The following is a 19,002-nucleotide window of genomic DNA, read 5'->3' on the forward strand; positions in this document are numbered from 1 at the left end:
GTGTTCGTGCACGACGTGCTTCAGGACGCGACGCCGTTCATCCTCGCCGCGATGGGCGGGCTGGTGGCCGAGCGCGCGGGGATCATAAACATCGGCCTCGAGGGCATCATGCTCGTCGGCGCGCTCGCCGCGATGCTGCTCGCGCACTACACCCACAGCCCGCTGGCCGGGGTCGCCGGGGCGGTCCTGATCGGGATGATGTTCGTCTCGATCATGGGCGTCTTCCACCTCCACTTCGGCGCGGACATGATCCTCGCCGGCTTCGCGCTCAACCTCCTCGCCACCGGCGGCACCGTGTACGTCCTGTGGCTCATCACCGGCGAGACCGGCAACGCCCTGTCGCTGGAGTCGTATCCCCTCGGGGACATCACGCTGCCGGTGGTCGACGGCATCCCGGTGCTCAAGGGCCTCTCGCAGCAGTCGCCGATCGTCTACCTGGCGCTTCTCAGCCTGCCGTTCACGGCCTGGCTGCTGTACCGCACGCGCTCGGGGATCCACATGCGTGCCGTCGGGGAGTCCGAGGACGCGGTGATCGAGGCCGGCCTGAACCCGCGCGCCCTGCGGTGGCGCGCGCTGCTGCTCTCGGGCGGGTTCTGCGCGCTGGCCGGGGCGCAGCTCTCGATGTCGACCACGACCACGTTCGTGCGCGACATGACGGCGGGGCGCGGCTTCATCGCGCTCGGGGCGGTCTACCTCGGGGCCAAGCACCCGGTGGGGACGTTCATCGCGGCGCTGATCTTCGGGGTCTTCGAAGCCCTCGCGATCACGCTGCAGATCCATACGCAGGTCCCGACCGATCTCGTCCTGATGCTCCCGTACGTGGCCACGGTCGCCGCGCTCGTCGTCGATGGTCTGCGCCGTCGCAGGGCACGGAACGCGCTGACGGCGGTGTCGGCGTGATGCGCGTCGACGCCGCGGCCGAGGGGCCGTTCGAGTTGGTGTGGAAGGACGACGAGGGCTACGAGCGACGCCGGCGCGAGCTGTGCTGGCACGAGCGCGTCGTCGATCGCCGGCCGCGCGTCATCGCTCGTCCCCGGACAGGCGATGACGTCGTGACGGCCGTGCGCCTGGCCCGCGAGCACGGGCTGCGGATCGGCGTTCGCTCCGGCGGGCACAGCTGGATCAACGCGTTCCTCGAAGACGACGCGATGGTCGTCGACCTCTCGCGGCTCGACAGCTTCACCGTGAGCCCCGAGGCGCGCACGGCGCTCCTGGAGCCGGCCGTCGAGAACCGGAAGCTGATCGCCGGTCTCGCCGCGCACGATCTGGCGTTCCCGGTGGGCCACTGCCCGTCGGTGGTCGTGGGCGGCTACCTCCTGGCCGGCGGCTTCGGTTGGAACTCGCGGATCTGGGGCGCGGCGACGCAGAGCGTCACCGCCGTCGACGTGGTGCTCGCCGACGGGCGGGCCGTGCGGGCCGACGCCGACCACGAACCGGACCTGTACTGGCTGGCGCGCGGCAGCGGCGTGGGGTTCCCGGGCATCGTGACGCGGTTCCACGTGACGCTGCAGTCGCTCCCGGTGCTGCGCTTCACCCAGCGGGCCTTGCGCGTCGCCGACGTCGACGCCGTGGCGGATTGGCTGTCGGGCGTCGTCGATCGTCAGGGACGCGAGCTGGAGATCGAGGTCGCCTTCCGCACCTCGGAGGACACCGGGGAGCCGGAGATCCTCGTGACCGCGGTGGCCTTCGGCGCGGATCCAGCCGCGGCGGCCCGCACGTTGGACGTCCTCGACGAGGTGACGTGCGGCGCGACGCCCGCTCGCGTGGTCGAGCCGGTCGAGTGCGACTTCGATCGGCTCTACGCGTACAACGAGGGCCTCTACGTCGCCGGTGCGCGCTACGCCGCGGACGCGTTCAGCACCCAGCTGGACTTCCGGTCGCTGCTGCGTCGCGCGGCGACGCTGTTCGCCGCCGCGCCCGCCGGACCCAGCTTCCTCCTCCTGGGAGCGGAGCCCGCGGCGCCTCCGGCCTACCCGCTGCTCGATCTCCCGCTGTCGCTGGGCGGCAGGAGCTTCATCGCCTGCTACGCGGTCTGGGAGGACGCCGGCGAGGACGAGCGTCACATGACGTGGCTCCGCGGGGTGGCCGAGGACCTGGACCGCGTCAGCGTCGGCCGCTACGTCGGCGAGGCCGACCTGGATGACGGGGTCAGCGGCGCCGAGACCTGCTTCGCGCCGGAGGCGTGGGAGCGCGTCCAGGCACTGCGAAGCCGCTTCGACCCCGCGGGCGTGTTCGTGACGCCGCCGGGCTGGAGGACGCGGTGAGCCGCCCGTGCTCGCCGCACTTCACGACGATCGGCTTGGGCGGCGCGTTCAATGGCCGTCGCCGGGAGCTTCCCGGCGCGCTGCGACCGCCGTCGCGCTTCGTGGATGCCGAGGGGCCGCAGACGATCCGCGGGATGCCGTTCGTGTTCGGCGCGGCGGATGCGACGGACGTCGTCCGGCTCGAGGACGACCGGGCGATCACGATCGAGCTCGGCGGCGCGCGCGCCACGTACGTCCTGCTCGTCCACGCGGTCGAGGACATCGTGACCACCTACCGCGAAGGTCTGGCCGACGACCAGACGACGGGCTGGGACCTCGGCCAGCTGGTCTCCGAGTACGCGCTCGAGTACGACGACGGGTCGATCGTCCGCACGCCGATCCTGCGCCGGTTCGCGATCCAGCAGTCGCGCTGCGAGTGGGGCAGCGCGCCGTTCGCGTGCGTCCCGGCGGCGGATGACGACGTCCTCCCGTCCGGGGACGAGATGGCGCTCCGCGGGCGCCCTGTGCTCGAAGCGGCGGCGTTGCCCGATGGTCCCGAGCTGGGCCTGACGGAGCGTGAGCTCGTCGCGTTCTCCTACGGGTTGCGTCAGCAGACGCGGACGGCCGCGCCCGGCGCCGACGGCCACCTCTGGATCTACGCGCTCCCGAACGCCGAGCCGGGCAAGCCGCTGCGCAGGCTGACGCTGCGCCCGCGGGAGGCGGCGTCGGCGGTGTACGCGGTGACGCTCACGGAGCTGGCGGAGCATCCGCTGCGGCGGGGCACGCGCCAGAAGCTGCGGCTGCGGCTCCCCGAGGGCGTGCACCTCAAGGCGGCCGACGCGATCGACGACGTCTCCGTCGATCTCGGCAGCGTCATCTCCGCGCGGCCGGCGCTCGACTACGACGCCGGCCGGTGGGCCTCCGCGGAGCCGATGGTGGAGCCGTCGCGTTCGGACCGTGAGGTGATCGTCGAGTACGCCGCCCACCCCGCGGCACGGCTCCACGTCGGCGATCTCGTCCACGAGTTGGGTCAGGCGTCCAGCGCCGTGACGGCCGTCGCGTCCGCCCAGCGCCCGGTCCGCCTGCGGTTCGTCGATGGCGGGTCGGGCGCCGGCGTGGCCGTCCGGTTGCACCTGCACGGCGAGGCGGGCGAGTACCTGCCGCCGCGGGGGCACCACCGCCGGGTCGACATCACGTGGGGTCAGGACGCCGCCGCCGAGTTCGTCAACGTCGAGAACCAGTACGCCTACGTCGATGGCGAGTGCGTCGCCGACCTGCCGCTGGGGACCGTCTTCCTGGAGGCCACGCGGGGCTGCGAGGTCGCGCCGCTGCGCACCTCGTTCGAGGTCGGTCCCGAGACCGACGAGCTGGTGTTCGAGCTCAGGAAGGCGCTGAGCTGGCGCGAGCGCGGCTGGGTGACGGCCGACACGCATGTGCACTTCCTGAGCCCGCAGACGGCGCTGCTGGAGGGCCGCGCCGAGGGGGTGAACGTCGTCAACCTGCTGGCGTCGCAGTGGGGGGAGATGTTCAGCAACGTCGGCGACTTCGACGGTGCGACCACGTTCGGCGCGAACGAGCACGGCGGCGATGGCGAGTTCCTCGTTCGCGTCGGTTCGGAGAACCGGATGCACGTGCTCGGGCACATCTCGCTGCTGGGCTACTCGGGTCAGCTGATCCAGCCGCTGTGCACGGGTGGCCCGGAGGAGTCCGCGCTCGGTGACCCGCTCGAGGTGACGATGGCGGAGTGGGCGCAGCGCTGCCTCGACCAGGGCGGGCTCGTGGTGATGCCACACGCCCCGACGCCGCAGCTCGAGCGGGCCGCCGACATCGTGCTCGGCGTGGTGGATGCCATCGAGCTGACGACGTTCAACCCCTTTCATCCGTCGATCGCGGCGGACTACGGGCAGCTCAACGCCTACGGGGTCGCCGACTGGTACCGCTACCTCAATCTCGGCTACCACCTCCCGCTCGTCGGCGGCTCGGACAAGATGAGCGCCGGGATGCTGCTGGGCGGCATCCGCACCTACGCCCGGCTCGGCGACCGTGCGCTGACGTACGAGCACTGGATGGACGCGATCCGGGGCGGCAACACGTTCGTCACGGTCGGCCCCCTGGCGTCGCTGCGCGTCGAGGGCATCGAGCCCGGAGGCCGGCTGCGACTGCCGGCGAGCGGCGGGACCGTGCAGGTCGAGTGGGAGGTCGAGTCGGTGCGGGTGCCGATCGACCACGTCGAGGTGATCGTCGGCGGGACGGTGCAAGACGAGACCCACGTCGGCGGCGAGCGGTCGGCCCGCGGCCGCGCGGCCATCCCCATCGCGCGATCGACCTGGGTCGCGTTGCGCGTGCGGGGCAGCTGTCGCGAGCAGGTGGACGAGATCGCCGCTCACACCAGCGCGGTCCAGGTGCTCGTCGAGGGCTCCGAGCTGTTCTCAGAGCCCGACGCGCTGACGGTCCTCGACCAGATCCAGGGCGCGATCGCGTACGTCGATACGCTCGCCACCCGACCCGACCCGCGCCGTCTCAGCGCGCTGCGCGCGACGCTCGAGACCGCCCACGACCGCCTGCACCGGCGCATCCACGCCGCCGGGGTCCACCACCGTCACGCATTGCACGACGCCGACGAGCCGCACGAGCACAAGAAGGCGAGCGTGTGAGCGTTCTGCGCCCACGGGCCCGCCTTGCGGAACGTCATGGCGTGACGGTCGACTGAGTCGTAACGACACCGACACGTTGATGTGGCGCCGGCCATGTAGCGGACGACGGTCTACGCGGATTGGATCCCCCGGAGTCTCGCGCTTGGCGAGGCCGGTTTCGGCGACCTCGCCGCGCGAGACCGCCGGCCACGGTTCGCTGCGGCATGTACGGACCTGTTTCTAATCGCGCCGAAGTGGCAACAATGCCGGCGTCGAGGGAGCCGAGGGAGGAGCGATGAAGGTGCTGAGAGCTGTCGTGCTGCTGGTCGCGTTCCTGATAGTGCTGATGCTGCCCAGTCCGGCCACCGCCGACGTCTACCAGTACGCAAACGGCTGCTACGCGCTGCGCGACGTCCAGAGCGGCCGCTTCGTCGTCCGCGACAGCATCGGCTACGCCGCGAGCGCGACGACCGCCGCCGGTGCGACCCCGTTCCGTCTGCAGGCGACCGCGCTCGGCAGCTACCTGCTCTACGGCCCGGACGGCCGCATGCCCGCCTCCGGCCCGCTCGGCACGGTCATCCCGACGACCGGGCCGGGTCCCGTGGCTGACTGGCGCGCGGTCGAGGAGGGCGGAGCGCTGCGGCTGACCAACGTCGCGAGCGGCCGCCGGCTCGGCGTCGGCGTGCTGCGCCGCGTGGCACAGAGCGACGCGACCGCACCGCGCTGGTCGTTCACCCCCGCCGACGGCTGCGCGACGTTTCCCGAGGCCGAGCTGAACGTCTCCGGCACCCCGTTCACCGGGGCGAGCCCGACCGCGCGCGTGCGCGGGTTCCTCGACACCCACGTTCACCTCAACGCGGAGCGGTTTCTCGGCGGGCGCTTCCACTGCGGCAAGCCGTGGAGTCCGTACGGCGTCACGGTTGCGCTGCGCGACTGCTCCGACCACTTCCCGAATGGCGCGGGCGCCCTGTTCGAGAACGTGCTGTCGACGGGCAGCCCGATCGGCACGCACGACACCGACGGCTGGCCGAGCTTCGCCGGTTGGCCGCGCGACGAGTCGCTGACCCACGAGGGGACGTATTGGAAGTGGATCGAGCGCGCCTGGCGCTCGGGCCTGCGCCTGATGGTCAACGACCTGGTCGAGAACCGCGCGCTGTGCGAGCTGTACCCGCTCAAGCAGAACGACTGCGACGAGATGGCGAGCGCGTTCGCGCAGGCTGAGGAGATGGTCGCCCTCCAGGACTACGTCGACGCTCAGTTCGGCGGCCCCGGCAGAGGCTTCTTGCGGATCGTCGAGAGCCCGGCCGAGGCGCGCCGCGTCATCAATGCCGGGAAGCTTGCGGTCGTGCTCGGGGTCGAGATCTCCGAGGTGCTCGGCTGCGGTCAGTTCAACGGCGTCCCGCGCTGCAGCACGGCGCAGATCGAGGCCGAGCTCGACCGGCTCCACGACATCGGCGTGCGCTCGCTCTTCCCCGTGCACAAGTTCGACAACGCGCTCGCCGGAACGAAGTTCGACGCCGGGACGACAGGTGTGCTCGTCAACGTCGGCAACAAGTACGCGACCGGCCGCTTCTGGGCCGCCGCGAACTGCGCGGGCGCCGCCGACACCGACAACGAGCCGACCAACCTGGCCGGCGATCAGGCCGCGCTGATCTACACGCTGCTCGGTCCGCTCGTCGCGCAGCCGCTGCTCGAGGGCCAGCTCCCGATCTATCCGCCGGGGCCGCTGTGCAACCCGAAAGGCCTCACGCCGCTCGGCGAGGCCGCGATCCGGGCGATGATCGACCGCGGCATGCTGATCGAGACCGATCACATGAGCGCGAAGGCGCGCCGGGAGACGCTCGCGCTGCTCGAGGCCGAGGGCTATGGGGGCGTGATCTCGAGTCACAGCTGGGGTGACGGCGGCAGCCGCCGCCGCATCCAGCAGCTCGGCGGCATGGTCGGCCCGATCACGAGCGGAGCGTCGTCGTTCGTGGAGGAATGGCGTGCAGCGCGCGCTGACCGCGACCCGGGTGAGCTGTTCGGCATCGGCTACGGCTCTGACACGAACGGTCTCCACGCGCAGCCCGGGCCGCGCACGGGCGGAGCGGTCCACTACCCGTTCCGGTCGTTCGACGGCGGGACGCTGATCGACCGCCAGCGCTCGGGTACCCGCGTGTACGACGTCAACGCCGACGGCGTCGACCACTACGGCCTGTATCCAGATTGGATCGAGGACCTGCGCCTCGTCGGCGGCGACCAGATCGTCGAGGACATGGCCGACGGCGCCGAGGCGTACCTGCGGATGTGGGAGCGGGCGGAGGCTGCTGCGCGGCCGGTGCGCTGAGAAGGCCGCCGCGACCGGGCATAGCGCTCATGCGCCGCTGGCCGATCGCCAGGAGACGATCAAGTCGTTCGGCCGACCCGGCGGTGCCGATCGGGGGAGGGAGGTATCGCGCCGGCCCTCCACGATCCAGCGATGCGCTCGCTCCCGCCCGCCCTGCTCGTCGTCCTGACGCTCCTCTCCGCCGCGCTCGTCCCCGCGACCGCGACGGCCGCCGAGATCGTCGTCGGCTCCGCCGCCGACGCACCCGACGCCCGCGCCGGCGACGGCGACTGCGAGACCGCCGACGGCGTCTGCACGCTGCGCGCGGCGATCCAGACAGCGAACGAGGACGTGGCGAGCGACAGGCTGGTGATGGCGACGCCGCCGGGCGTCGCGATCAGACCGGCGACCGCGCTGCCCGTGATCCGGACCGCGATGGAGATCCACGGCGCGCTCGCGAACGGCAGACCGGGGATCGAGCTTGACGGCAGCCTGCTGGCGCCCGACCTGACGGCGCCGCCGCAGAGCGGTTTCTCGGTGCGTCCGCCGCACGGCCTGTTCGTGCGCGACACCGCCGGCGTCACGATCCGCGGGCTCGTGATCCACTCCTTCCCGGGCGCGCAGGTCCAGCTGCTGCGGGCCGCCGAGGCGCACCTGAAGGGCAACTGGCTCGGTCTCGACGCCGAGGGCGTCTCCGATCGCGGGCGCGAGATCCCGGGCAGCGTCGACAGCGCCGGGATCGTCGCGACCGCGGTGACGCAGTCGTCGATCGGCGGCCTGCTGCCCGGCGAGCGCAACGTCGTCTCCGGCCTGGAGCGCGGCGTGATAGTGGACGGCGCCAGCTCCTTCACCTCGGTGGAGGACAACTGGATCGGCCTGTCGGCCACCGGCGGCACGCCGGTCGGCAATGACGACGACGGGATCGCGGTCGGGCCGCAGGCCGATCGGCCGGACCGCCCCAGCCGCGTCACGATCGCGGGCAACACCGTCGCCGCCACCGGCCACGGCTCGAAGCAGTCCGGCATCGGCGGCGCGATCCGGGTGAACGCCGACGACACGGTCGTGCGCCGCAACTGGGTCGGCTTCGACGGCGCGCACGAGACCGTCAGCTCGTGGGCGACGACCTTCGGCAACCGCGCGGAGGGGATCCTCGTCGCCGACGCCGTCCGCACCGACGTGAGCGGCAACCACCTCGCCGCGGGCGGCGCGAGCGCGATCGCGGCGATCGGCGCGGACCTCGACGGCCTCGTCGTCAGAGGCAACGTCGCGGGCCTCGACGCAACCGGACGGGAGGCCGTCGATGAGCTCGGCAACGACACCGGCAACGACGGCCCGGGTGTGCTGGTCCTCGGCGGCAGAGACGTGATCGTCGGCGGCTTCGACGAGGCCGACGGGAACCTGCTCGCGAACAACCGCTACGGCGTGCTGCTCGGCGGCGCGCTCAGAGGCGCGCAGGTCCGCCGCAACACGATCGGGACCGACGCGACCGGGACCCGGCGCTTCCAGGACGACGTGCATGGGATCAGCGTCGAGCCCGACGAGGGCGCGGCGCCCGACGCGGTGCGGATCTCCGACAACCGGATCGGCGGCGAGCGCGGCCACGCGATCGTGCTGTTCGCCGGCAGAGACCACGTCGTGCGCGGCAACACGGCCGGCGTCGGCCCGACCGGCACCGTCCTGCCGGGCGCGTACGGGATCTCGGTGATCGGCGCCGCCGGGGCGGTCGTCGGCGGCGCGGCCGAGGGCGAGGGCAACACCGTCGTCGGCCAGGGCGGGGCGGCCGTGGCCGTCATCGGCAGAGGCTCCACCGGCGCCCGCGTCGAGGGCAACCGGCTCGGCTTCGACGCAGACGGCGGGTCGCGGGGCGAGTACCGCAACGGGACGGGCGTCATGGTCGAGGAGCACCCCGACGTCGGCGCGCCGTCCGGCACGCGCGTCGGCGGCGAGGTCGACGGCGCCGGCAACGAGATCGGCAACAGCGGCACCGGCGTCCGCGTCGACGGTGCCGTCCGCGGCACGGTCGTCCTGCGCAACTCGATCGGCGTGAACGAGGCCGGCGTCCCTGGGGCCAACGGCTCCGGCGTCGTCGTGCGCGACGCCTCCGGCACGGCCGTCGGCGCGCCCGGCCACGGCAACACGATCGCGAGCAGCCATCAGGACGGCGTGCGCGTCTCGGGCCTCGCGGTCGACCGTCTCGTGCAGGCCAACCGGATCGGCGTCGTGGTGGCGGGCGGGGTGGAGCTGCCCAACGGCCGCAACGGCGTCCGGATCGAGAACGCGACCGGCGGCGTCGTCGTCGGCGCGCCGCGCTCGCGCACGCTGACCGCCGACTGCTCCAGCGACGAGTGCAACCGCTTCGGCCCCAGCGGCGGCGCGGCCGTCGCGGTCCTCGGCAGAGGCGCGGGCGCCGTCGTGCGCGGCAACACGTTCGGCGACCCGGACGCGCTGCCGATCGACCTCGGCGCCGACGGGCCGTCGCCGCTGGAGGCGCGCGACGCCAGAGGCGGCGACCAGGGCCGGCTCAACCAGCCGACCGGCGTGCAGGAGTCGTACGACCCGCGCGGCAGAAGATGGTTCGTCACCGGCGTGATCGAGGCGGCGACCCCGGAACTCCTGACGGTCGATCTCTACGGCATCTCCGACAGCGGCGCGGTCGGCAGCGGCGGCCGCCTGCTCGGAACCGTCAGACCCGATCGCCGCGGCCTGTTCGCGCTGGAGGTCGCCGAGGCCGACCGCGCGCTGCGCTACACAGCGCTGACGCAGGGGACCGAGGGAACGTCGGAGTTCGCGCGCGGCTGCGGCGCGCGCGTGCCGGCGCTGGCCGGCGACGCCGACCGCGACGGCGTCTGCGACGAGTGGGAGCGCCACGGGGTCGACTACGACCAGGACGGCAGCGGCCGGGAGCTGACGCTGCCCGGGAGCGTCGGCGCGCGCGACCTCTACGTCGAGCTCGACGCGATGGAGCAGGCGCCCGGCCTGCGCGACCCGCGCCCCGGCAAGGGCGTGATGACCGAGCTGAGCAGAAGCTTCGCGGCCGCGCCCGGCGGCGGCGTGAGACTGCACTGGATGGGCTCCGGGCCGGGGCGGGCCTTCGACGAGCGGGTCCCGTCGCAGCCGGTCGTCGACGGGCTCGGTCACGGACCGGGCACCGCCGACGACCTGCCCGACTACCGCTACGGCCTGCGCGCGAAGGCGTGCGACGGCTGGTTCGGCCGGGTGGGCGACCGTGCCGCCGCGGACTGCTTCGCGCGCCTCGGGGCGCGCGGGCTGGCGGTGCGCTACGTGCTGGCCGCGCAGTCGCTCGTCAGGGACAGAAACAGACCGGGGGCGATAACCGGAGGCGCCGGTCCCGACAACCGCATGGCGGTGCTCGGCCTGCCGGCGATCCCCGACGCCGCGGTCAGAAACGTCGGCGCCGGCCACAGATGGTGCGGGTCGCTCGGCGGCTGCGACGCCGCGATGACGGTCTACGTGCTGATGCACGAGCTGGGGCACACGCTCGGGCTGCGCCACAACGGCGTCAGCGACGGCAGCCCTTACAACCCCGCCCACCTGAGCGTGATGTCGTACACCTACTCGTCGGCGAGCGACGGGAACCCGCTCGACTACGCCCGCACCGACGGGCTGAGAATCGACGAGGGCGCGATCGACGAGCGCTCGCCGGTCGAGCTGTCGGAGACCGACCGCGCGAACGGCTGGCGTCCGAGCCTGACGCGGTTCGTGCGGCTCACGAGACCGCCGTCGATGTGCATGGCGGTGTTCGTCCCGTCGCGCACGGGGTTCGACCTCGACGACGACGGCGCGATCTCCGCGAGCATCGCCCACGGCGTCAACGACCCGGCCGGAGAGAGCTGCTTCCAGCCGGCGGCGGACAGACGCGACGTGATGAGCGGCTACGAGGAGTGGTCCAAGCTCCAGCTCTCGACGCAGATCGGCAGAGACTTCATCGGCGACGGCAACCCGTTCGCGCCCGACCCGCCGCCGGCCGGCGGCGACGTGATCGACCCGGCGGCGGCAGGTGCCGCCGACCTCGACGGCGACGGCGTCCCGGCCGGCCGCGACGTCTGCCCGCTGCGCGCCGACGCCGACCAAGAGGACGCGAACGGCGACGGGATCGGCGACGCCTGCGTCGCCGACTACGTCCCGTCCGACCTCGAGCTGACGCTCGACGCGCCGCGCCGGATCGAGGCCGGCAGCGAGGCGGACGTCGTCGTGCGGGTCAGACAGGCGTGGCCGCTGGCGACCGGCGGCGCGACCGTCGCGGTCGAGCTGCCGGCGGGCCTGGAGCTGGTCGGCCACGACGGCGACGGCGTCTGGGATCCCGCGACCGGCCGCTGGGCGACGGGCGGCTTCGCCCCGCAGGAGCAGCGCACGCTGCGGCTGCGCGTGAGAGCGACCACGAGCGCCGTCGAGGCGCGCTTCGCCGCCGAGGTCGTCGAGGCGGCGGCGGAGGACGCCGACTCGGTGCCGGGCAACGGCGATCCCGAGGAGGACGACCTGGCCGAGCGGACCGTCGAGCTGGTCGCGGCCGGTCCCGAGCGGCTGCTGTCCGCGGCCGACGCGCATGAGCCGGAGGGCACACGCACCGTGCGCGACCTGTGGTTCGAGGTCGACCTGAACGGTCAGGCGCGCGCCGCCGTGACCTTCCGCGCGCGCACCTCCGACGGCACCGCCAGAGCCGGCGAGGACTACGAGCCGGTCGACCGCGTCGTGACGATCCCGCGCAACGCCGACGGCGGGTCGGTGCGCGTGCCGATCGTGGTCGACAGCCGCGACGAGGACGACGAGACGGTGATGCTGACGCTTTCGGAGGTCGAGGGCGCCGCCGTTGGCAGGCTGACGGCGACCGGCACGATCGCCGACGACGACGCGCCGCTCGGGGAGGGCGAGCTGGCGCCGTTCGGCTGCGTCGCCAAGCCCGACCGGGACGATCTCTGCGACATCGAGTCGGGCGGCGCCACCTACGGGAGCACCTCGTTCGCGCTCGCCGCCGGACGCGACCTGTACGTGACCGACGGCGTCTCGATCGGGCACCTGCGGCGCGACGCGGAGACCGAGGCGCTGACGCCGACCGCCTGCTGGCGCGTGCGCACGCGCCAGCACCATGGAGAGACGTCGACGAGCGCGCCCGGCTGCGCCGACCTGCAGAAGGTCGTCGGCGGCAGCTCGACCGAGTTCCCGTTCCTCGACGCGGGCGTCTCGCAGCTCGCCGCCGCGCCGAACGGCCGCCACCTGTACGCGGTGATGCGCGGTAGCGGACACGTCGGCCTCGCGGCCTTCGCGATCGACCAGCAGAGCGGCGCGCTGACGCTGAGACGCTGCGTCGGCTGGTCGGCGCTCGGCCCGGCGTGCAGCGGCGCCAGCGGGCTCGAGCCGGCCGAGACGAGCTGGGACGTCTCGTCGATCTCGCCGGACGGACGCCATCTCTACGTCGCCGTCGAGGACGACCTGCGGCTGGTGCGGATCGGCGGGGACGGCCTCCCGGACGCCTTCCGCTGCGCCGACAGCGGCGCGCCCTCCAACGGCGGCGACTGCGCGCCGCTGCTGGCGCACCAGCGGATCCCGACGACGGCGATGGCGCCGGACGGCGCCACGCTCGCGTTCGGCGGCGGGCATCAGCCGCTGACGACGTTCAGACGCGACCCGGCGACCGGGCTGCTGGGCGATCGGCGCACCAATCCGTTCGAGGCGGAGGCGTTCACATGGTCGCCCGACGGCAGCCAGCTCTACGCCAGCGGCTTCGGCGCGATCGTCCAGTTCGACACGGCGACGCTGGAGCGCCGCGGCTGCGTCGAGGACCAGTACGGGCCGGAGGTCGGCTGCGCGACCGTCGTGCCGGTGTCGCTCGACACCGGCGCGATGGCGGTCGCGCCGGACGGGCGCGACCTGTACGCGGCGACCGGGGACGGCGGCGTCGTGTCGCTGCGCCGGGCCGCCGACGGGTCGCTCGGCGCGGCGCGCTGCAACGCGCCCGCGACCGACGCGGGCCGCTGCGGCAACCCCGACGCGCAGGGCGGCACGCTCGCCGTCCAGCCCGAGATCGCGCTCTACGGCGACGGCCGGATGGTGCTCGCCACCGGGGGCGGGGCGGTCAGCCGCTTCGTGCGCGTGCAGCCGCCGGCGCCCGGCGGCAACCGCGCGCCGCTGTGCGCCGACGCGGCGGTCGCGACGCGGCCGGGCGAGAGCCGTCGCGTGCGGCTCGACTGCGCCGACCCCGACGGCGACCCCGTGACCGTGCAGATCGTCACCTCGCCCGTCACCGGCGCGCTGACGGGTCTCGACCCGGCCGCCGGCCTCGTCGACTACGTTCCGCAGGCCGGCTTCCGCGGCTCCGACCAGTTCGCGTTCCGCGGCGGCGACGGGAGCGCCGAGTCGGCCGACGCACGCGTGACCGTGACGGTCGAGGATCCGCCGCCCCCGCCTCCGCCGCCGAGAAGACCGCAGGACGACGGCGGGAGAGACGGCGGCTCGACCAGAAGAGGCGGCGGCTCGACGACGAGAAGAGGCGGCTCGTCCAGAAGAGGTGGCGGCTCCTCCAGAAGAGGGAGCGGCTCGTGCAGATCGCCGTGCCGCCCTGACGACAACGGCGACGTCACGATCGTGATCCTGTGCAACGGCAGACGCGATGCGACCGGATCGGTGTGCGAGGGGACGATCGTCGTCGTCCTGTGCGATCGCAGCGGCTGTCGCCCGTCGAGAGGCGCCAGACCGATCGCCGGCGGGGCCTCGGCGCGGGGAGGGAAGCTGCTCCCGGGCGTGCCCGGCCTGCGGCTCGGCGAGACGCGCGTGAAGGTGGCGCCGGGCAGACGCATGCCGGCGAGAGTGCGGCTGACGAAGGCGGCGCGCCGGCTGCTGGCCAGACGCGGGCGCGTCACCGCGCTCGTCGTGGTGCGGGTGCGCCAGCCCGACGGGCGCACGGCGACGACGCGACGCGTCGTCACGATCGAGGCGCCGGCGAAGCGCGGGCGCGGACGGACCGGTGGAACATTGGGCAGATGAGCAACACCTCGGTGGTGTGGCGACGGAGCGGTCGCTGGGGTGGGAGCTGACCCCGGCGTCGATGGCGGCGCAGTGCGTCCGCTCCGAGCTGTACCTCTTCACCACCGTGGTCGACGTGCTCCCCGGCGCCAGACCGGACAGCGTCGTGATCGTCCACTCCGGCCCCGCGCGGCCGGAGGCGTCGCGCGCGGAGCTGCGCGAGGCGACGCCGCGCGCGACAACCTCGTGCGCGGCTCGCAGCGTCGCGGCGGCTTGAGCAGGGCCGCGGAAAGGACCAACACGCTTGGGCAGAGCCGATACAGAGGGAGAGCTGCACCTGCACGGTCCAAGGGGGCGTCGGGGGGCCGCTGAGTGGCACGCAGGCCGTCACGAGGGTTGATCGACGTCGATTTCGTCGGCTGCACCAGCGACGCCGGGCTTTGCCGGCTAAGTCGAGCTGGCGCTCGTCTTCCTGCGACGGTGAACCGAGCGTGGCGCCGCTCGCCCGGTACCCATACGCCGCTTCACGCACGGCTGCGTCGCTCTCCAGTCCTGCGCCGAGCGCGCCGGCGATGGTCGCGAGGGAGCCGGCCAGCCATGCGAGGCGGATGTAGCTGGTGACTCCGACGTCGTGCCCCAGCTGCTGCGCCATTGCGTCGGGATCGACGAGGAGTGCGGCGCCGGCGCTCGTCAGCAGCAGCAGCGCGATGTAGAGCGTCAGCACGCCGAGCGTCAGGGTCAGGGTCGTGGCGACGTTGAAAAGGATCGTCTGCTCGCGCCGCTCCCGGAGCTGCGGTCGCTCCCACAGCGCGTGGGCGACGGTCAAGAAGACGACGATCCCGCTGATCGAGAGGACGGTCAGCAGCGCGAGTCGGACCCAGCCCAGCGTGTCGGCCAGGCGCCAGATGTCGGAGGTGACGAGTGCGAAGACGACGGTTGCGATCGCTGCTGTCAGCGCGCGCGAGAGGCGGGCGATCAGCCGCCAGGGGCGGTTGGCGCGCACCATCCCGGTCAACAGCCGCAGGTTGCCGCGCACGACCGCCGCGACGAAGCGCATGTCGATGTCGTCGTCGTCGGCGCGCTCTGGCCGCACTGGAGCCGCCAGCTCGAGGAGACGGCGGTCGATGCGGTGACGGCGTGCTGCCCGCGCGGCATCTTCCGCAGCTCCGCTCGTGGTGCGCAGGTCGAGGTTCTCGCCCGCGAGTCCGTCGACGAGCCGCAGCAGCGCATCGAGCGAACGTCTGCGCAGGCCGACTGCGCCGAGCGCCGGCAGCGACAGCAGCGCGACACCGTGGGTCGCGCTGGCGTCCGCGACGACGGGCCGGCGGCCGGAACGCAGCGGCAGGTCCGTCACCACGATCGCGAGGTCCCAGCCTTCCTCCAGCATTCGCCGTCGCGCCGCGTCGACCATCGCCGTCGCGCCGCCGTGCGGGTCGCCTGCCGCCGGGTCAGTCAGAACCGGAACTGACCAGTCGACGGCGTCAGTGACGCGCTCGGCGAGCAGCGGCGCGAGCGCGTCGGCCAGCTCGGGCCCCAGCTGCTCCGGCAGTCCTGGGGCGACGAGGAGGCCGAGCGTGACGGATTCGGCTTGCCCCAACCGGGGCTCGGTCATGTCGGCGTCGTGGGCGCCTGCGATCCCGCCGTTGGCGGCGTCTCCGGTTGCGGCGTCGCCAGGATTCGTCTCGCCTCGTCTGCGTATGCGTCGTCGACGAGCACCATGTAGCGATCTGCCTGGATGCCGCCGATCGACGTGAAGTCGCGGCTGCCGCCGGTGAGGGCGTAGAGCAGCAGTCCCCAGAGGAGGCCGATGACGGCGCCGAACCAGAGCGCGTCGAAGATCAGCCAGCCGCGTGAGACGACCGGGTCGAACCAGTCGAAGACGGCGAACAGCCAGCCGATCAACAGGCCGGTGAGGGCGCCGACGGCAGCGCCGCGCAACGCCGCCGATGCCCAGGACAGGCGGCCGGTGACCTGCTCGACGGTCTTGAGCCCCTCGCCGACGATGGCGACGTGCTCGACCGGGAACTTGCGGTCCGAGAGCGCGTCCACGGCCCGCTCGGCGGCCTCGTAGGAGGGAGAGGAGGCGACCACGCGGCGGCCGCCGGCTGCGGCTGCGGGCGCGCGAGATTCGGCGTGGATCGTCTGGTCGGTCGTGTGGTTGCTCATGTGCTGGCCCCCACGCGCTCGCGGTCGCCGCCGCCGTCCTGGGAGGCGCCGTCACCGTCCTCGGTGCTGACGTAGGTGACGACCAGTTCGTCTCCGTCGGCGTCGATGCAGATCTTCGCGCCGTCGCTGAGGTCGCCGGCGATCAGCCGGCGCGCGATCCGTGTCTCGACCTCGCGCTGCACGAAGCGGCGCAGCGGCCGGGCGCCGTAGACGGGGTCGTAGCCCTCGCGGGCAATGAATCTCAGCGCCGCCTCGTTCATCTGCACGGTCATCCGCCGCTGTGCCAGGCGGCGTCCGACGTCCTCGACCTGCAGCTCGACGATCTGCTCGATCTCCTCCAGGGTCAGCGGCTTGAACAGCACGATCTCGTCGACGCGGTTGAGGAACTCGGGGCGGAAGTGGCTGCGCAGGTCGCCCATCACCTGCCCGCGCGCCGTGTCGGAGATCGCGCCGTCTGGGGAGATGCCGTCCAGCAGGTATTGCGAGCCGATGTTCGAGGTCATGATGACGACGGTGTTGCGGAAGTCGACGGTGCGGCCTTGGGCGTCGGTGATGCGGCCGTCGTCGAGCACCTGAAGGAGCGTGTTGAAGACATCGGGGTGGGCCTTCTCGATCTCGTCGAACAGCACGACCGAGTACGGCTTGCGCCGGACGGCCTCGGTCAGCTGGCCGCCCTCGTCGTAGCCGATGTAGCCGGGCGGCGCTCCGACCAGGCGGCTGACGGTGTGGCGCTCCTGGTACTCGGACATGTCGAGCCGGACCATGTTGTCCTCGGAGTCGAACAGCGCCTGCGCCAGTGCGCGCGACAGCTCTGTCTTGCCGACGCCGGTCGGCCCGAGGAAGATGAACGAGCCGATCGGCCGGCGCGGGTCCTTGACGCCGGCGCGGGCGCGGATGACGGCGTCGGCGACGAGCTGGACGGCCTCGTCCTGGCCGATCACGCGCTCGTGGAGGATCTGGTCGAGTCGCAGCAGCTTCTCGCGCTCGCCTTCCATCAGCCGCGCGACCGGGATGCCGGTCCAGCGCGCGACGACCTCGGCGATCTCGTCGTCGGTCACCTCCTCGCGCAGCAGCCGAGCGCCGTGCTGCTTGGTGCTCAGCCGCTCCTCTTCGGCGCGCAGGCGCTGCTCCAGCTGCGGCAGCTTGCCGTGGCGCAGCTCGGCGGCACGGTTGAGGTCGTAGCCGCGTTCGGCGTCCTCGGCCTCGCGCCGCACCTCCTCCAGCTCTCTGCGCAGGTGCTGCAAGCGGTGGATCGCCTGGCGCTCAGCCTCCCATTGGGCCGTCATCGCGTCGGCCTGCGCGCGCAGGTCGGCCAGCTCCTTGCGCAGCGTCTGCAGCCGGTCTCTGGACGCGCGGTCGTCTTCCTTCTGGAGCGCCGCCTCCTCGATCTCCAGCCGCGTCACGCGGCGGGTGATCTCGTCGAGCTCCTGCGGCAGCGAGTCGATCTCGGTGCGCACGACGGCGCACGCCTCGTCGACGAGGTCGATCGCCTTGTCGGGCAGGAAGCGGTCGGTGATGTAGCGGTGCGACAGCGTCGCGGCGGCGACCAGCGCGGCGTCCTGGATGCGGACGCCGTGGTGGACCTCGAACCGCTCGCGCAGGCCGCGCAGGATCGAGATCGTGTCCTCGACGCTCGGCTCGTCGATGACGACCGGCTGAAAGCGCCGCTCCAGCGCCGCGTCTCTCTCGATGTGTCTGCGGTACTCGTCGAGCGTGGTGGCGCCGATGCAGTGCAGCTCGCCGCGCGCGAGCATCGGCTTGAGCATGTTGCCGGCGTCCATCGCGCCCTCGGATCCGCCTCCGGCGCCGACGACGGTGTGCAGCTCGTCGATGAAGAGCAGGATTCGGCCCTCCGCGGCCTTGACCTCGGTCAGCACGGCTTTCAGCCGCTCTTCGAACTCGCCGCGGTACTTCGCGCCGGCGACCAGCGAGCCCATGTCGAGCGCGAAGACGGTCTTGTCCTTGAGCCCCTCGGGCACGTCCTGGCGCACGATCCGCTGCGCCAGCCCCTCGACGATCGCCGTCTTGCCGACGCCGGGATCGCCGACGAGCACCGGGTTGGACTTCGTCTTGCGCGAGAGGATCTGGATCACCCGGCGGATCTCGCCGTCACGTCCGATCACCGGGTCGAGTCTGCCGCTTCTGGCCTCCTCGACGAGGTCGCGGCCGTACTTCTCCAGCGCCTCGTAGGCGCCCTCCGGCATCGCGCTGGTGACACGCTGCGCGCCGCGCACCTCGGTCAGGATCTCCAGCAGGCGGTCGGTGGTCAGACCCGACTCGTTCAGCAGCCGGCCGGCGGCGGTGTCCCCGCCCGCTCTCAGGAACGCGACCAGCACGTGCTCGACGGAGACGTAGTCGTCCTTGAGCCGCTGCGCCTCCTGCTCGGCGACGTCGAGCAGCTCGCTCAGCCTTCGGGAGACGTAGACCTGGCCGGGCGCGGACCCCGGTCCGCTCACGCGCGGCCGCCGTCTCAACTCGGCTTCCAGCTGCTCCGCCAGCCTGCCGGCGTCGACGTCGGCGCGCAGCAGCAGCCGCGGCACGAGGCCGTCGGGCTGCGCGATCAGCGCGAGCAGCATGTGCTCGGGCGCGACCTCGGTGTGACCGAAGCGGAGCGCTCTGGTCTGCGCGTCGTGCAGCGCCTCCTGGGTCTTCTGCGTGAGTCTCTCGGGATCCATGC

General features: G+C 72.8%; 8 protein-coding genes. 5 read left to right on the plus strand and 3 right to left on the minus strand.

Annotated features, from left to right (window positions below; all coding sequences use genetic code 11):
- The 5 genes from CWOE_RS03190 to CWOE_RS03210 all read left to right on the plus strand — a co-directional run bounded on the left by CWOE_RS03190 (position 1) and on the right by CWOE_RS03210 (position 14,180).
- Entirely contained in the window at positions 1-900 is a 900-nt protein-coding gene (locus CWOE_RS03190; RefSeq protein WP_012932126.1) for an ABC transporter permease, read from the plus strand.
- Positions 900-2,264, plus strand: coding sequence for an FAD-binding oxidoreductase (locus CWOE_RS03195; protein ID WP_012932127.1), 1,365 nt, complete (start codon positions 900-902; stop codon positions 2,262-2,264). Before CWOE_RS03190 ends, CWOE_RS03195 begins: the two co-directional genes overlap by 1 nt.
- Positions 2,261-4,897 (plus strand): CehA/McbA family metallohydrolase, encoded by a 2,637-nt coding sequence (locus CWOE_RS03200; RefSeq protein WP_012932128.1) that lies wholly within the window; start codon positions 2,261-2,263, stop codon positions 4,895-4,897. The genes CWOE_RS03195 and CWOE_RS03200 overlap by 4 nt, the downstream gene beginning before the upstream one ends.
- Positions 4,898-5,171: 274 nt before the next feature.
- On the plus strand, positions 5,172-7,202 hold the full coding sequence (locus CWOE_RS03205; protein ID WP_012932129.1) for an amidohydrolase family protein: 2,031 nt from the start codon (positions 5,172-5,174) through the stop codon (positions 7,200-7,202).
- 132 nt (positions 7,203-7,334) lie between these two features.
- The gene (locus CWOE_RS03210) at positions 7,335-14,180 is read left to right on the plus strand and encodes a Calx-beta domain-containing protein (RefSeq protein WP_012932130.1); all 6,846 of its coding nucleotides are present in this window, start codon (positions 7,335-7,337) and stop codon (positions 14,178-14,180) included.
- Here the strand turns inward: CWOE_RS03210 and CWOE_RS03215 are convergent.
- The 3 genes from CWOE_RS03215 to clpB are packed head-to-tail and all read right to left on the minus strand — an operon-like array spanning position 14,119 to position 19,000.
- On the minus strand, positions 14,119-15,771 hold the full coding sequence (locus CWOE_RS03215; RefSeq protein ID WP_012932131.1) for a hypothetical protein: 1,653 nt from the start codon (positions 15,769-15,771) through the stop codon (positions 14,119-14,121). The two genes, CWOE_RS03210 and CWOE_RS03215, sit on opposite strands and share 62 nt — an antisense overlap.
- On the minus strand, positions 15,768-16,325 hold the full coding sequence (locus CWOE_RS03220; RefSeq protein ID WP_012932132.1) for a general stress protein: 558 nt from the start codon (positions 16,323-16,325) through the stop codon (positions 15,768-15,770). Before CWOE_RS03220 ends, CWOE_RS03215 begins: the two co-directional genes overlap by 4 nt.
- Positions 16,322-19,000 (minus strand): ATP-dependent chaperone ClpB, encoded by a 2,679-nt coding sequence (gene clpB / locus CWOE_RS03225; RefSeq protein WP_012932133.1) that lies wholly within the window; start codon positions 18,998-19,000, stop codon positions 16,322-16,324. Before clpB ends, CWOE_RS03220 begins: the two co-directional genes overlap by 4 nt.
- Positions 19,001-19,002: the final 2 nt, after the last annotated feature.

Origin of the sequence: Conexibacter woesei DSM 14684 (genome assembly GCF_000025265.1) — a bacterium.
GTDB classification, from domain to species: Bacteria; Actinomycetota; Thermoleophilia; order Solirubrobacterales; family Solirubrobacteraceae; genus Conexibacter; species Conexibacter woesei.

Coding starts and splice junctions, on each gene's coding strand:
- CWOE_RS03220 (WP_012932132.1), bottom strand. CDS start 16,325: ATGAGCAACCACACGACCGACCAGACGATCCACGCCGAATCTCGCGCG.
- CWOE_RS03215 (WP_012932131.1), bottom strand. CDS start 15,771: ATGACCGAGCCCCGGTTGGGGCAAGCCGAATCCGTCACGCTCGGCCTC.
- CWOE_RS03205 (WP_012932129.1), top strand. CDS start 5,172: ATGAAGGTGCTGAGAGCTGTCGTGCTGCTGGTCGCGTTCCTGATAGTG.
- clpB (WP_012932133.1), bottom strand. CDS start 19,000: ATGGATCCCGAGAGACTCACGCAGAAGACCCAGGAGGCGCTGCACGAC.
- CWOE_RS03195 (WP_012932127.1), top strand. CDS start 900: ATGCGCGTCGACGCCGCGGCCGAGGGGCCGTTCGAGTTGGTGTGGAAG.
- CWOE_RS03210 (WP_012932130.1), top strand. CDS start 7,335: ATGCGCTCGCTCCCGCCCGCCCTGCTCGTCGTCCTGACGCTCCTCTCC.